Here is a 14,533-nt window from a genome sequence, read left to right as displayed (position 1 = left end):
ATAAGTTATTAATTTTCATCCTCTCTTCTATCCAACACTTCTATTAATTCCTCCATCTTTGGAGGTAGTTCGTCCCATCTCCAAAATCCTCTTAAAATATCTTCTTCGTCATAATACTTTTTTAGATAGTTTACCCATTTATTGAAGAGATCGGGGTGGAGCTCCTTGACCCTTAAAAATTCACTGTTTAAAGCTGCAGGGCATAGGTAACATCCTATTCTTTCAAATCCTTCTTCATAGAATGGATTGTACATCATGTTTCTTGAATATATGTAGCTCCATACATCAACGGCATTCCAGTCAAGTATTGGGAATACATTTGTTTGGAAATCTATATATCCATTTTTTCTTTCATAATCTAATTTTGACCTTGTAAAGCTCTCATACTTCCTTGAACCATCAATTGTTAGGATATTTTTATCCCCGTATTCATTCCTTAAAAATTCTTTTAAAGGGATAAGTTTACATGTGCTGTTACACCATCTGTTATCCTTGGTAGGAATCCCTTGGCTATCGAGCTCACTCCAAAAATCTCTACCCTTTACCACGTGTAAATTTAAATCGTATTCTTTGGCAAAATCTTTAACAAATTTTAAAGTCTCAGGGTATTCTAACCCAGTATCTATAAATATTACATCAATATCTTCAATTACCTTTTTAGCAAGGAGTGTTGATATAGAACTATCCTTACCACCACTAAATGACGCATTTATAACATAACCTTTTCTTTTATACATATTAACGTATTTTTTAAGTATTTCCAAGGACTTTTTTTCAAGGGCGTCCAGTCTCTTCTTATTTTCATCCAAATAATCCTTTATTTTCTTAGTTTCTATTTCCTTCTTTTTTACTAAATCCTTAACTTTCAATCTATTATTTTTTTTAACGCCAACACCTATAAAATCCCCTAATTCCAATCCTAAATAATCCATATCTCCGTTCATCAATTCTTTAAATTCTTCAATATTCTCCACCAAATCTTCATTAAGCCATTTTCCTTTAAGTCTTCTCTTTGTACGTTTTAAACTTACTTTCGGTTTTTCTAACAAATAGTAATATGGGGAAGGAATAAACTTCCAATCGAGGTCCACCAAATCAAATTCAAGAATGCCTATCTGAGTATCATTTAAATACACTCTTTTTCTGTAATCCAAACCACTGATTTTTTCAAGAAATATCAAATCATCGTATTCAAAATTCTTACCTGTAAGCTTGTTCAGTACATCAATTTCATACCTTGAAGCAAATTTTGTATCTTCTCTAAACATGATATCACACAATAAAGTTTATTTTGACATACTTAATTTATTATAATTAGAATAGATCTATGGAGTGCAATTTAATTAAAATATAATATATTTAAAATTAAAAACAGCCTATTGTTTAATGTATCTACCCAATATAATTAATTAAAAGTAAATTTCATTTATTCATTTATTATTCTTATGTTATGTAATACACACACCACTTAATTTGATAAAATAGTCGAGATTTAGGAAACTATAAAATCCATAGGATTTTTCAACTTTTTTAAAAAATTTCTTTTAAAGGATATCCTCAAGATATTTTATAAAATCTCCTTTTTTAGGTATGTAGGAACCACAGGCAAACTTGTGACCTCCACCACTTCCTCCAACCTTTTTTGAGGCGTATTTGATAGCTTCTGCCAAGTTTATATCTTCTGCAAATGAAATAAGTTTTGGACATCTTGCAGATACCTTGTAACCTTCATCGATCTCAGAAATTGCAAATATGGGTTTTTTCCAGTCTACTTCTTCTATAGAGTAACTCATCCCAGCTATAATACCTACAATATTTCCCCCTATTTTATTGTTTTCCACTTCAAAATATTGGAACTTATCCCTCTGAATTATTTCAACTTCGTTTTTTATATAGTCCAATGATTCTGAAATATTTCTCTTGTGGGACCTCAGCATTTTTTTCATTTTATCATAGTATTTATCCCTATCTCCTTTTAGTACTTGAAGGGGTGTTTCATACTCTCCGTATCTTGAACATGAATTTATACAGGTTGAAAACTCCTCTAAATTCCTTAGAGGTGACTTAATTTCTTCACTTCTAAGTTCATAACTTTCCCCAAATATTACCTTTGGCAGGTATACAATCCACTTTGGGGGCACATGCCGGTTACATTTACTTAGAAATTCAGTTCCAATCATTCTCTTTTCATCGAGTGTTAGTTCACATAGGTAATTTTTAGGTAGTATATTTGTATCGTATTTCCTATTTATTTTATTTATGAAGTCGATAATTCTAGAGTCGTTGTTCATTAAATCGGTCCTAACATCAGTGAAATACTTAATCGAAGTAAAAAGTGGTTTAGTATGTTTCCCATAGAACTGCAAATCAGGGAAATTTACAATATCTCCTGCTTCAATGGCATCCTTTAAAATTACCTCCCGATTAAGCCCCACCAACTTACCTTCAAGGTTCTGAATATCACCAACTGCTCCAAGTATGGCATATTTTGCAAGATCTGTATATCTAGGATCGCATATTTTAGCAAATAGATAACAAACTCCTGCCCCACAGATTTCCTTTCCACCGTCAATATTGTTATTCCATGGATTTACATTGATGATATTTTCAGGAAGTTTGGTATCGTCAATAAGGTGATGGTCCAATATAATTATATATTTATCCTTTCGATCCAGTAGGCCGTATTCATTCATTTTTTCCTTTATTAGTTCAAGCTGACCGCTACCTAGATCAGCAAATATTATTACATCGTAGTCAAAAGGAATTGTATCTATAGTTTTAAAATCTATCTGTCTTAGAAACATAAACTCTGCATCAATGTTGAGCCTTTCCATTAATTTTTCAAGTATTATTCTTGAATTTATACCGTCTGTATCAATATGCGTACAGATGAGAATATTTTTATCTCTATTTTTTCGAAGAACTTTCACCGCTTTTTTTAAATTTAAGATATACTCCATTTTCGGCACCGAAAATAATTAATATTAACTTAATTAAATAATCTATTAATTTAAATTATTTTTAAGAGGGGGTGGCGGTATTGCACATGGTACTTTATTTGGTTATTTTAGGTGTTATAGGACAGGTGATTATAAATTACACAAAGTCAAAGCCATTAATATATGTTTTTTTACTAATATTTTGTGCTGCAAACTTCCACTCAGTACTCAATTTGATAAGCTCTGGAAAAGTGGTAGGAGACCTAATTTCCATAGGAGGGTTTGCAATAATTACCATGATAATTTTTGAAATCTCTAGGGCATACTTTGATAACGCATTACACTATGATATTTCACCCGCCGCCGCTACCTATGATATTGAGGAAAAGTTACTTGAATACTATGCTGTAACAATTCTGTTCTATTCTGCATTGTTCTTTATTTTCTTATTGTATATAATACCCCTGGGATACTCAAGCTTATTCTACTTATCTTCAATTATGTTATATATTTCAATTACTATGCTAGGTAACAGTATTGTAAGGTTATGGACTTTTGAAATACTTATAGTGATCTATGTATTATTTCTAGTCGGAGCTCTATTGATTGAATTAATTGAATTTAGCTACTACATGGATATATTAATATCCTATGTGTTTTTGGTTCTATTCTATTTTGACCTAAAAGCACTGATAAAAAAAACAGTTGATAGAAAAATATCCTCTAGAAAAGTACTTAGGAAACTATACGATAAACATGATCAGAAAGATTAATTTAATCATCGAACGAAGTGAAGGTGAGCTATATCCACCGCAACCTACGGTTGCAGGGATCGAAGCAAATCGAAGATTTTCATCGAGAGTTGAATAATTGTAGATTATTCAACTAAATCCGAAGGATTTTATTAAATTAAAATTCCAAAATTTCCAGATACGCTGATAAGCGTGACGGGAGAACTGATTTATCCTTAATTTTAGTTTCTGAGTCATATACTGAAAAACATTCTGGAGATGGGTTGATTATAATAGTATCCCCTATTTTATCTATACACCTGCTTTCATGGATATGACCACATATACATAGTTTTGGTTGATATTCCTCAATTATTTTTCTTACAGCTTCACTGCCAACGTGGGTATCTCTCACTCTATCAGCCATAGTATCTTTAGGTGGGGCATGGGATAAAAATATAAAATTACCCCTCAATTCATCCTTTTGAATGTACTTTACGGCATTTTTAAATTTATTGTATAATTCCTCTTCACTATATTCGTTTGGAGTGTTGAATGGTGTTTTGTTACTCCCTCCTAACCCTATAATTTTAAGGTTTTTGAATTCTATATATTTTCCATCCATATTAAATCCATAATCATCCAGCTTTTTTATAACCTCAGGGGTATCACAGTTGCCGGGAACTGTCAAAATTCTTACCTTTTTATTCACATTTTTCAAAATATCCAATATTCTTAAATCTCGTCCAAAATGGGTTATATCCCCCGCTATTAAAATTAGGTCTGGCTTATACATTAAAATTTTATTGAAGTGTATTAATTTGCCATGTAAATCGGTTAAACCCATTATCCTCATTTTTGACACCTAAATAAAACTAATAAAAAAACTATTCTACAGTTATATTGCTTATATTATTTGATACATCCTCGGATATATTGTTTAACGCCTGAATTGTTTCATTTGCCTTCTGCCCCGCTATATCCATTTGAGTTCCTAAACCTAAGACTATAAACTAATGAACAATAGACAACGATATGATAATAAAATTAAAATATTTTAAAATATTAGTTGTTCACAAATTTTTCTGTACATATTATCAACATCAAGTTTAAATAGGCATCATTCTTCTTAAAAAATTAATTAAAACCTATAATCTAAAAATTTGTAGTTTTAGTCAACTTATAACGCGAACAACTAATTAAAACTATAAAAATACATTAAAAGAATTATAAAATTTGGAGTAAAAAATAATGGTAAAAGTAGATAAATAATCTAAAGATTACTTATCTCTTGGGCTTTTGATGTAGCTGCAGACGATAAATTACCTACTGTTGCGTTTGCACCTTCCCCTGCTTTTTCTGCAGCTCCTTTAACATTCTTCACATAGAAGTAAGCAGCTATTGCAGCAACGGCAACTGCAGCAGCTACTAAAATACCGATTTCCATTGAAACCTGCCCCTTTTTGGATGCTAATTTTTTTAAAAATCTCATCTAATCCCTCCAACAAGATTAACTACCATACGGTTAGTATCTATATGGATATATGTGTAAAAAAAGTATATAAACTTACCTATTCTCGACAAAAACCTAAAAGGTTTAGTTGAATAATCAAATTTGCCTCGATTAACCCATTAATTTATAACAACAAAAAAATAAGTGGGGGTACTGGGATTTGAACCCAGGTCCAGGGATTTCTCCTGCATCGGGTTTTAGTCCAAGCCCATATAGGCACTTGGAGTCCCCGATGATGGGCCAGACTACACCATACCCCCGAGCTCTAGAAAAATAGCAATGTTATATACTCAAACGCTATCATTAATTAGTAGCATGACTAATAGATAAAAAAAGATATATATATAGTTTTCTATTTTATCTATTTCTTACCTCTTCTAAAGTATAAGTATGCAGTTACTATCAATAGTGTAGCTATCGTAATTGATGGAATTAAGGACCAAGTGCTACTTTTCTCAACCTTTAATTTTACAGTTTTTTGAGTTATATATACGTTGTCGTCCCCTTCTTCCCTATCTCCTACGGCCCTTAACTCAACTGTTATTGTGTATTCCTTTGGAATTGCATTTTTATCCACAGCTACAACAATAGCCCCAGTTCCCGTCTCATTTGGACTTAATGTTCCAACTATATCGCTTTTTTGGGGATAGTCAAACGGCTGTTTTGAATTTCTTATTGCACTTATTTTTATATTCTCCCCTTTCTCATTTCCTATATTTTTTACAGTTATGTAAATGGTATTTTCCTTACCTGCCTGTACAATGTGTTCTTCTGGGATTATTTCAACTATGGGCTTTGGTTTTATGTAAATATCTACGGTCTTAGTTAAAGAGTGTTTTTTGTTAAATATATCCAAATAAGTTATGTTTATAGGCACTTGATAGTGTTTTGGTGGAGTATACCTGCCAACATCCACGTAGAAACTTACCTCTTTACTATCCCCACCAAATAATGTTCCAATATCCTTAAAGTTTGCATTACTCCAGCTGTCCTTAAATGGATAATCTGCAATAAGTTTTAACTGTATGTCCTTTGCTTTACCATGTCCATTGTTTGTAATTGTTGTGTCTATTCTAACATAGGTATCTCCAGGCTTAATCTCTTTTGGTGTTGTAACTACATTGGAGATTCCCAACAAAACATCCCCTTGAACAACAAATCCAATATTTATATTTTCAGTCCTTTGGATCCCATCCTCATCAATCCAGTTTAAGGTTGCTGGTATCAAATAAGAACCTTCTGGTGTTTTTTCATTTGTATACAGTTTTAAATCTAAAGTTTCACTTTCACCAGAGTTTAAACTTCCCATGTAAAATTTGGTGGTATCTACTGGAGTTATGTAGTCATTTCCATTTATTGTTAAAGTGCATTGTTTTGCGGTTCCAGTTCCTTTATTTTTAATAACTATTGGAATTGTTTGGGTTTTTGCAGGCGTTAATGTAACGTTATCATTACTATTCGTTATTTCAAAGTTTGCAAGACCATACACTGGCAAATAGTAGATTTTTGTAAATTCATAATGGGTTACAACCTCTTCTCCATTATCATATTCAACAACATCGTAATATATGGTTACATCCAATCTATAGTCTCTTGAAGGGGCCTCTTCATTTACATGCAGTTTAAAATAAACTGTATCGCTCTCTCCAGCATTCAAATGGGTAATTGTGGCAACACCCTTGGTAGGATTAACCTGTTTTAATTCAAATGGATAGTGGGATTTTATTGATACTCTAACATCCCTTACTTCATTGTTGTAATCATCGTTTGTTATTTTAAACCATAAATCCACATCATCTCCAGGATGGATTATATTTGGATTGTACTGTGGTTCATCCATTTGTAAAGCATAAGCACTTGAAATAGTAACAATTACCATCAATAAACATACTATAAATTTACTCACATGTTCAATAGGATTATCAATAATTTTTCCCATTTTCTCCCCCACTTATTTTTTCATGTCTTGAGCTCCGCTCGAGGATAATGAATTATTATTTTTTTTGTATCGTGAAGTTACATATTTCTCCTCAATTACTAACAAGGCAGGTAATAGTGCTATGACGACACACATACAGAAGAAAATACCTATTGCACAAACTCTTCCTAAGTTTGCCATCAGTGGTAGTGGGGCCATTGTAAGTGCTAAAAACCCAATAATTGTTGTTGTAGTTGTAGTAAATATTGCAGTTCCGGTGCTTACAACGGCGGTTTCTAGTGACTCCTTCATAGGTCTTTTATTTTTAGTCCTTTCTTCCTCATACCTGTGCATTAGATGTATTCCATAATCAATACCCATACCAAGTAACAAAGAACCCATACCTGCAGTTGCCATATCCAATGGGATACCGAGTAGTCCCATCGCCCCGCCAGTCCAAACTACTGCAATTAACACAGGAATTAATGGCATAGCTGCAGAAAGTGGCTTTCTAAAGTAAAGGTATAGTACGATTAAAATTCCGGCTAAACCCAGTAATGTTGTAAAAGATTGGCTCTTTTTCATTAATTTATCTGTTAAAAGGTTCATCGCAGGCGTTCCGGTATATACAACCTCTACACCAGGAGGAACCGGAGCATCATCCACAGTCTCATAAACATCGGCCATAACTCTCCTTAACTTACTTTTATCTCCCCCCACATCGGTATCAGCATTTACTATCACCATGGAGTAATCAGCATTATAAATTCTATTTTTTTTATCATCGGGAAGTGAATTGTAAATTTCTTTTACTGTATCCAAATCATTCGGGATATTCCCATCATTTCTTTGGATTATTTCATCTGCAGGTGAACTTACCTTAGTAATGCCGTTGACATCTTTTAAATCGTCTTCAATAAACTTTATCAATTTAAGAACCCTTGGATCTCTTATGTCGTTTACCTTATCGGGGCTGTCAGAAGGTTTTAATTTTATAGCTATTGCAACAACGTCAGTTCCTCCAAAATTATCCCTAACCTCGTATAATGTCTTTATTACAGGATCATCCTGAGGAAGCATCTTTTCAAATGCAGTTTGAGATTTTATATTTGTTGAAGAAATTCCCGCAAAGATCGTAATAATAAGAATAATCAAAACCATTAAAATGGGATTTTCTTCTGAAAAACTGGCTGTTTTTTTTAAAATCTTTTCAATCATTTAATCACCATAACCTACCAAGTGCTGTCTTGAAAACCATTATTGATTTCCAATCTACCTTGCTGGATTAATCAAGTAACCTAGTAGCTTAATTCATCAAGAATTTGTAAAACCTTCTCAGAAGCTTTTTTCATCCTCTCAATCCCCTTTATCTTCTGTTTTATGAATTCTTTCTCTTTCCCTTCTGATTTTTGTTCTATTTCTTTTAATTTCTCATAAGTCTGAGCTACGAGCGCATGTCTCTTTTCTACTATATTCTTAAATGGGAAAAATCTATCTACAGTCTCGTAGTAATTTTTTCTATCTCCTTTAATCCAGACTTTTCTAATTAAACCCAATTCCTCAAGTTTTCTTAGGGCCATGCTCACGTTACCCTTACTTATTCCCAACTCCTCCATAATGTCGGCTATACAGAGAGGTTTTTCTGAAAGGTAAATCACCGCATGAACTTCGCCTACTGATTTACTGTGACCATGAATTCTAGCCAGTTCTGAAAATAACTCTACAATAATTTTTTTAACATCTTCGATATCTCCCATAATAATACCACCGAACGAAACTCCAGTTTTCATTCAACATCTATTGTTCAAAAATTTTTGAATATATTGAACAAATATAAAATTAAAATAACATATAAACTTTACGGCTGTCACTTGTAGATATTACAAAGACAGAAACATGCACCAATAAAAACCATAAATTACAATGTATAATATGATAATATATACTATGGGAAATTATGTTAGAAATAACATTTGAAATAGTAGTACCAATTGTTTTGGGAATTATTGTAGGATATATTTTAGGGATTAACTATGACAATAATATTTTTATCGTAATCGGATTTTTTATCGGAATTTTAGTAAGTTTTTTAAGAATTGTAAAATTCATTAAAAATTATAATAAAAAAGGAAGGAAATAAAAGTAAAAAATAGAAATTGACGATGTGATAATTAGGTGATACATTGGAACTTTTAATTAAGGAAGAATCTGATACCAACCCAGAATATGGAACAAACCCTTATGATAGAGATATGAATGAGCTCTTAAAAAATGGGCTTGTATTAATAGACAAACCATCTGGTCCAACATCTCACGAGGTATCTTCGTGGGTTAAAAATATTTTAAATATAGATAAGGCAGGGCATGGAGGAACCCTTGACCCAAAGGTAACTGGAGTTTTACCTATTGGACTTGAAAACACCACAAAATGCATTCCAATCTGGCACATGCTCCCAAAAGAATACGTATGTCTAATGCACCTCCACAGGGAGACTGACGAGGATAACTTAAAAAAAGTTTTTAAAGAATTTACTGGAAGAATACTACAAAGACCCCCATTAAAAGCAGCTGTAAAAAGAAGTTTGAGAATAAGGAAAATATACAACATGGATATTTTGGAAATCGATGGAAAAGATATATTATTCAAAGTTAGATGCCAATCTGGAACATACATAAGGAAGCTTGTAGATGACATTGGCGAAGCTCTTGGAACCTCTGCCCATATGCAGGAGTTAAGAAGAAGCAAAAGCGGGCCTTTTGAAGAATCTGAGACCATTTATTTGCAGGATTTAAAGGATGCATACCATTTTTGGAAAGAAGATAATGACGAAGAAGAGCTCAGAAAAATAATAAAGCCCATGGAGTACGGACTACGGCACTTAAAAAAGATAGTGATCAAAGACAGTGCCGTAGATGCAGTATGTCATGGCGCAGATGTTTATGTTAAAGGTATTTCAAAACTAAGTAAAGGAATAGGTACTCAAGAAGTGGTATTGATAGAAACACTAAAAGGAGAAGCTGTTGCAATAGGTAAAGCCATCACTAACACGAAAGAAATTTTAAAGGCCGAGGATGGTGTAGCTGTAGATGTTGAAAGGGTATTGATGGAACCTGGAACCTATCCTAGAATGTGGAAGAAAAATAAAAATAAAAAATAAATAAAAGAATCTTTAAAATATAAAAAGTCAATTTGGCAATAAACGATATTGTTTAAATTTTTAAATTATCACGACAACATTACGATCATTAATATTGTCAATATATAAATTTTAAATTCCTACTAACATAATGTATTATAATTAGCCAAACAGGCCATATAAAACTCTAAAATTCGAAACAACATAACAACATAGAGGCATAATATTATCAATGAATTATAAGGTGATTCCATGAAGATAACAATAGATGAAAACTACTGTAAAGGTTGCGACATATGTATAGTTGTATGCCCCAGAGACGTTTATGTAAAATCTGATAAATTAAATAAAAAGGGAATATATCCCCCAAATCCTGTAAACGTAGATAAATGTACAAAATGTCAACTATGCATCCTCCAGTGCCCAGATCAAGCTATAACCCTTGAAGAATAAGAAGATAAAAATTTTTAATTAAGTGTGATTTCATGCTGCTGTGTATTGCCACAAAGCTTAGCCAGATAAATAAAAACGATAAATTAAATGAATATAAAGATTCTCGAACCCACCTCCAGAGGTTAATTGAGTTAAATAAAAAAGTATCCAAACATTTTGACTACCATGTTATTGATGCTGAGGAACATCCATTGACCGATGAAGAAACTTTAGAAAATTTAAAAAAAGCTGTTTTGACTATTCAAAGCAGACGAAAAGATGCTTTTGATTTACTGGATCTTTACAGTTCCTACGACATTGAAATATGTGTAGTCCTTGGAAATAAAGCATATTTGTCTGGGGAGGAATTAAAATTCAAAAGATCCAGAATTTTGGATGTTTTGAATAGGGCATTGGAGTTAAAGAACGATATATGGGTTGGGACTGAAGGTGTAGAAGATATTGTAAAAAATATAATAATAGAAAACGATTTAATATACTATTATGTGTACGGCTGTGATACTCCAGATTCGAGCTCGGAAATTAAACAAATTGCCACATACATCCCTTTTGCCAATAATGTGGATACAGAAATCCTAAAATCCATGGAAGGTTATTTAAGCAGAAGGTTTGGTAGAACCAGTTCATCTCATCCAACCCAGAGCTCTGAATCCTTTCAAAATTATTATATGGAAAACTGGAAAAATTATATATTGTCATTAAATGATATGGATGAAGATATTATAAAAGAGATAAAAAACAAAAATAAAATCATTGTTGGATATCCCATAAATTTAGATTTCGATGAGATTATTGGTTTTAAAAGAATTTTTATTTGATTTAATTATATTAAAAATATAATTATTGTTTAATTCTTATTTTTGTCTGAATTTAATGCGTTCATAAACCTGTGTTTTATCACAACAGGATTTATATCGATATTTTTAACTTTTTCATTGTATGCCGTAGCCTTTGCAACAATGACTTTTGTACCATCCTCTCTTAAAGATTTTTTTATGGCCTCCCTTAATTCATCTTCACTTCTCACTTCTACGGCATCGAGCTCACATCCTTCAGCTATTTTAGAGATAATTACTTTGTTTGTATGGGTAGGTTGGTTACCAGTTGAGCCATAGGCAGAGTTATCCACAATTAACAAAACCAGATTCTTAGGTTTAACATGCCCTATTGTAGATAGTGAGCCCATATTCATTAAAACTGAGCCATCTCCATCGATTACAACTACCTTCTGTTCTGTTGAAGTAGCCAATCCCAAACCTATTGAAGAAGCCAAACCCATTGAACCGAGCATGTAAAAATTCTTTTCTCTATCTTTTACATGGTAGAGTTCCTTACTTGGAATACCTATGTTGCTGATTACGAGCTCATCGTCAATGTATTCCATCAATATTCTTATTATATCTATTCTTCTAAGTTCTCCCATTGTTTCATTCCCCATATTTTTGAATGATTTCCTTTAGATTTAAAGTACCGTTATGAATTGATGTTCCTATTAAAACACCCTTAACTCCCAAATCACCTGCAGTTTTTAGGTCGTTTTCGTTTTTAATACCTCCTCCAATATAAACCGGGTTGTTGGTTTTGTCCATGATTTTTTTTATCAATTCCTGATTAATACCTCTTTGAGTACCTACGGAGGATATATCCAAAATTATCAAAGGAATTTTATCATTGGTATTGTTGACTTCATTTAAAATATGATCCAGATCATAGTTTAAAAGCTTCCCATCTTTAAAATCCAAACTAAGTATGATGTCTTTTTCTGTTAATAAACTCAAATCCTTTAAGGTTTCTGTTCCAATAATTGCCTTATCGCAAATTTTTAAAACTTTTTGTAAATCATCTCTATTCTTTACTCCTGCATCCACAATTTTGTTAATATCTATTTTTTTGATTGTCTCAAAATTATCTCCCTTTCCCATTATAGCGTCTAAGTCAGCAATATATACGGTTTTTACTCCGTTTTCTTTATATTTTTCTACTATCTCCACAGGGTTGGAAGAGTTACATAAAATAGATTTTAATGGTTTATACTCTTGTCTATTTCCGCTTTTACCATGAACTGCAATTTTATCCATTAAATCTAAAACCGGTATAATTTCCATGAATATCACTGCATTATTTAATATTTGTTATTTAAATTAGATATAAGGATTAATTAGGATAATATATTATTAAATTAAAATTAAATAAAATCACTTCGTGATTTTGTAGCTCTTCGCTCACTTCGTTCGCTCCGATAAACATAGAAAAACAATAGCATATAGAGTCGTTTAACATTAATGACAATTAACAGCTACAAAATAGATGTACGTGTTATTGTTATTTATTAGTTATTATTTATGTAAAAAGAGATTTGTTTGAAGGGTCCCTAAAAGGGTTCCCCTTCAATACACGGGCGTATATGTTTGGATGTAGGATACCTAATATTTTATTTTTTTATTTTAATAGTATTTAGATTAATTACATCATTTCGTCTACTTTCTTAATAAGCATCTTAAGTATTTCTGTGTCAGTTAGAAGTCCTTCAGGAGGATCAACGACTTTTTTAAGAGCGATTGGAACTCCGTCCATTCTATAAGCAGTTCCTCCAAGTTCCACTCCAGCAATTGCTGGCGGTATTATTATGTTTGCCAGCTCAGTTGTTGGAGTTTGGTGAGGGTCTATGCATACCAGTGGTATTTTTGCCATATGTTGTACTGCCTTTTGAGGGAAGTGAGCTCCAGGGTCTGAAGCAATGTTCATCATCATATCTGTTTCTCCTCTCTGGAGAAGGTCGTTTGCAGCAGTTTCTCCAGGGTTATACCTTGGGTAACCTTTTGAGAAGTCTACAGCGTATGGATAACCGGTTAGCCAAGTACTTACTTGGTTGAAACCGTTAACGTTGTAGTGACCTCTCATTGGTATAAGACCAAATTTGGTGTAGGCATTTAAGTCTATGATCAACTGAATTGCGTTGTCGATAATTCTGTGCTTTCCTTTGCTCATTGTTACTCCCATTGCAAAGTGGAGCTCCCCGAATTGAGCACTTTTACAGACATCCATTGCTTCATAGATGGTTTCTGTTGGAATTCCTGCTACCTGATCTACTTCTAACTTGAACCCTTTTAATGCTGCTCTCATCGCGCTGATAAGTTCATAGTCCTTGTGAGGTTCTACCTGTAAGTGTATGTCAGCCAATTTTGCTGTATCTGTTTTCCTTGGATCTACGACAATCATTGTTCTGTCTTTTCTACCTCTTTCCCTGAAGAACCCTCTAGCAAATACTGAATATCTGCTCATGTGTCTTGGGTGGGCATGCATTGGGTTTGAACCCCAGAATATAACTGTATCAGCTCTGTTTTTAATTTCTCCAAGGGTACATACTGGGTATCCTACATCCTGTACCGCTAATAATGATGGCCCGTGTCAAACACTCGCAGTGTTATCAAGTACTGCTCCTACTTTTTCTCCAAGGATAATACCTTTTTGCTGTGCGTGGCATTCTGTAGCACTCCATCCATAGATAAGAGGAAGTTTTGCTTCAACAAGCAATCTAGCAGTTTCTTCAACTGCAGTTTCGTAATCAACTTCCTTAAAATCATCTTTCTTATTTTCTCTCATTAACGGTTTTGTATATCTAACCGCACCTTCAAAATGCATGAACTTTGCATTTCCTATTCTACATGCGTTTCTTGTTCCCACGATGTGATTGTGGTCATCGACGAGAACTTCTATATCATCACATAGTGTCCCACAAAAAGGACATACTACGTTTTTAACAACTTTTACCAAATGAATCACCCCTTGAGGGTATATGTGTGTATAATATTGTAAGAATTATTTAGTATATTTGTGTTATT

15 protein-coding genes and 1 tRNA gene are annotated in these 14,533 nt (G+C 32.9%); 5 read left to right on the top strand and 11 right to left on the bottom strand.

Annotation, left to right across the window (positions count from 1 at the left end):
* Positions 1-8 precede the first annotated feature (8 nt).
* Both F555_RS0105610 and recJ read right to left on the bottom strand, forming a co-directional pair.
* Entirely contained in the window at positions 9-1,268 is a 1,260-nt protein-coding gene (locus F555_RS0105610; protein WP_018154242.1) for a phosphoadenosine phosphosulfate reductase domain-containing protein, read from the bottom strand.
* 276 nt (positions 1,269-1,544) lie between these two features.
* A complete protein-coding gene (gene recJ, locus F555_RS0105605; protein WP_018154241.1) occupies positions 1,545-2,960 on the bottom strand; it encodes a single-stranded-DNA-specific exonuclease RecJ in 1,416 nt (471 codons plus the stop codon).
* A gap of 80 nt (positions 2,961-3,040) precedes the next feature.
* Between recJ and F555_RS0105600 the strand changes: the two genes are divergently transcribed.
* The gene (locus F555_RS0105600; RefSeq protein ID WP_018154240.1) at positions 3,041-3,712 is read left to right on the top strand and encodes a hypothetical protein; all 672 of its coding nucleotides are present in this window, start codon (positions 3,041-3,043) and stop codon (positions 3,710-3,712) included.
* Positions 3,713-3,848: 136 nt separating this feature from the next.
* Here F555_RS0105600 and F555_RS0105595 read toward each other — a convergent pair whose 3' ends face one another.
* The 6 genes from F555_RS0105595 to F555_RS0105570 form a co-directional block, all read right to left on the bottom strand.
* A complete protein-coding gene (locus tag F555_RS0105595) occupies positions 3,849-4,526 on the bottom strand; it encodes a metallophosphoesterase (RefSeq protein ID WP_018154239.1) in 678 nt (225 codons plus the stop codon).
* Positions 4,527-4,943: 417 nt separating this feature from the next.
* Positions 4,944-5,162: a class III signal peptide-containing protein gene (locus tag F555_RS0105590; RefSeq protein ID WP_018154238.1), complete on the bottom strand. Its 219-nt coding sequence runs from the start codon at positions 5,160-5,162 to the stop codon at positions 4,944-4,946.
* Positions 5,163-5,328: 166 nt separating this feature from the next.
* Positions 5,329-5,443 (bottom strand) — tRNA-Trp (locus F555_RS0105585).
* A gap of 101 nt (positions 5,444-5,544) precedes the next feature.
* On the bottom strand, positions 5,545-7,122 hold the full coding sequence (locus tag F555_RS0105580) for a COG1361 S-layer family protein (protein WP_018154237.1): 1,578 nt from the start codon (positions 7,120-7,122) through the stop codon (positions 5,545-5,547).
* A gap of 12 nt (positions 7,123-7,134) precedes the next feature.
* Positions 7,135-8,319 (bottom strand): MMPL family transporter, encoded by a 1,185-nt coding sequence (locus tag F555_RS0105575; protein WP_018154236.1) that lies wholly within the window; start codon positions 8,317-8,319, stop codon positions 7,135-7,137.
* A gap of 80 nt (positions 8,320-8,399) precedes the next feature.
* The gene (locus tag F555_RS0105570) at positions 8,400-8,858 is read right to left on the bottom strand and encodes a GbsR/MarR family transcriptional regulator (protein WP_018154235.1); all 459 of its coding nucleotides are present in this window, start codon (positions 8,856-8,858) and stop codon (positions 8,400-8,402) included.
* 200 nt (positions 8,859-9,058) lie between these two features.
* On the opposite strand from F555_RS0105570, the gene F555_RS0105565 reads away from it, so the two are divergent.
* The 4 genes from F555_RS0105565 (at position 9,059) to F555_RS0105550 (ending at position 11,509) form a co-directional block, all read left to right on the top strand.
* Positions 9,059-9,241, top strand: a complete 183-nt coding sequence (locus tag F555_RS0105565) for an AtpZ/AtpI family protein (protein ID WP_018154234.1) — start codon at positions 9,059-9,061, stop codon at positions 9,239-9,241.
* Between the two features lie 43 nt (positions 9,242-9,284).
* On the top strand, positions 9,285-10,259 hold the full coding sequence (locus F555_RS0105560; RefSeq protein ID WP_018154233.1) for an RNA-guided pseudouridylation complex pseudouridine synthase subunit Cbf5: 975 nt from the start codon (positions 9,285-9,287) through the stop codon (positions 10,257-10,259).
* Between the two features lie 231 nt (positions 10,260-10,490).
* Positions 10,491-10,691, top strand: a complete 201-nt coding sequence (locus tag F555_RS0105555) for a 4Fe-4S dicluster domain-containing protein (protein ID WP_018154232.1) — start codon at positions 10,491-10,493, stop codon at positions 10,689-10,691.
* 32 nt (positions 10,692-10,723) lie between these two features.
* Positions 10,724-11,509: a DUF7388 family protein gene (locus tag F555_RS0105550; RefSeq protein WP_018154231.1), complete on the top strand. Its 786-nt coding sequence runs from the start codon at positions 10,724-10,726 to the stop codon at positions 11,507-11,509.
* A gap of 29 nt (positions 11,510-11,538) precedes the next feature.
* Here F555_RS0105550 and comE read toward each other — a convergent pair whose 3' ends face one another.
* The 3 genes from comE to F555_RS09090 form a co-directional block, all read right to left on the bottom strand.
* Complete coding sequence (gene comE / locus F555_RS0105545; protein WP_018154230.1) at positions 11,539-12,114, bottom strand: sulfopyruvate decarboxylase subunit beta; 576 nt, start codon at positions 12,112-12,114, stop codon at positions 11,539-11,541.
* A gap of 4 nt (positions 12,115-12,118) precedes the next feature.
* Positions 12,119-12,796, bottom strand: coding sequence for a HisA/HisF family protein (locus F555_RS0105540; RefSeq protein ID WP_018154229.1), 678 nt, complete (start codon positions 12,794-12,796; stop codon positions 12,119-12,121).
* A 358-nt stretch (positions 12,797-13,154) separates the two neighbouring features.
* Positions 13,155-14,465, bottom strand: a complete 1,311-nt coding sequence (locus F555_RS09090; protein WP_083876333.1) for a formylmethanofuran dehydrogenase subunit B — start codon at positions 14,463-14,465, stop codon at positions 13,155-13,157.
* Positions 14,466-14,533: the final 68 nt, after the last annotated feature.

The sequence above is a fragment of the Methanothermococcus thermolithotrophicus DSM 2095 genome (assembly GCF_000376965.1).
Lineage (GTDB): Archaea > AGJL01 > Methanococci > Methanococcales > Methanococcaceae > Methanothermococcus > Methanothermococcus thermolithotrophicus.
The sequence above is the reverse complement of the archived record's forward strand: the minus strand, read 5'-3'. Positions and strand labels throughout refer to the sequence as shown.

Excerpts from the sequence above, each read along its gene's own strand:
- F555_RS0105590 (WP_018154238.1), bottom strand. The coding sequence starts at position 5,162 with ATGAGATTTTTAAAAAAATTAGCATCCAAAAAGGGGCAGGTTTCAATG.
- F555_RS0105555 (WP_018154232.1), top strand. The coding sequence starts at position 10,491 with ATGAAGATAACAATAGATGAAAACTACTGTAAAGGTTGCGACATATGT.
- F555_RS0105575 (WP_018154236.1), bottom strand. The coding sequence starts at position 8,319 with ATGATTGAAAAGATTTTAAAAAAAACAGCCAGTTTTTCAGAAGAAAAT.
- F555_RS0105610 (WP_018154242.1), bottom strand. The coding sequence starts at position 1,268 with ATGTTTAGAGAAGATACAAAATTTGCTTCAAGGTATGAAATTGATGTA.
- F555_RS0105565 (WP_018154234.1), top strand. The coding sequence starts at position 9,059 with ATGTTAGAAATAACATTTGAAATAGTAGTACCAATTGTTTTGGGAATT.
- comE (WP_018154230.1), bottom strand. The coding sequence starts at position 12,114 with ATGGGAGAACTTAGAAGAATAGATATAATAAGAATATTGATGGAATAC.
- F555_RS0105550 (WP_018154231.1), top strand. The coding sequence starts at position 10,724 with ATGCTGCTGTGTATTGCCACAAAGCTTAGCCAGATAAATAAAAACGAT.
- F555_RS0105595 (WP_018154239.1), bottom strand. The coding sequence starts at position 4,526 with ATGAGGATAATGGGTTTAACCGATTTACATGGCAAATTAATACACTTC.
- F555_RS0105570 (WP_018154235.1), bottom strand. The coding sequence starts at position 8,858 with ATGGGAGATATCGAAGATGTTAAAAAAATTATTGTAGAGTTATTTTCA.
- F555_RS0105580 (WP_018154237.1), bottom strand. The coding sequence starts at position 7,122 with ATGGGAAAAATTATTGATAATCCTATTGAACATGTGAGTAAATTTATA.
- F555_RS0105540 (WP_018154229.1), bottom strand. The coding sequence starts at position 12,796 with ATGGAAATTATACCGGTTTTAGATTTAATGGATAAAATTGCAGTTCAT.
- recJ (WP_018154241.1), bottom strand. The coding sequence starts at position 2,960 with ATGGAGTATATCTTAAATTTAAAAAAAGCGGTGAAAGTTCTTCGAAAA.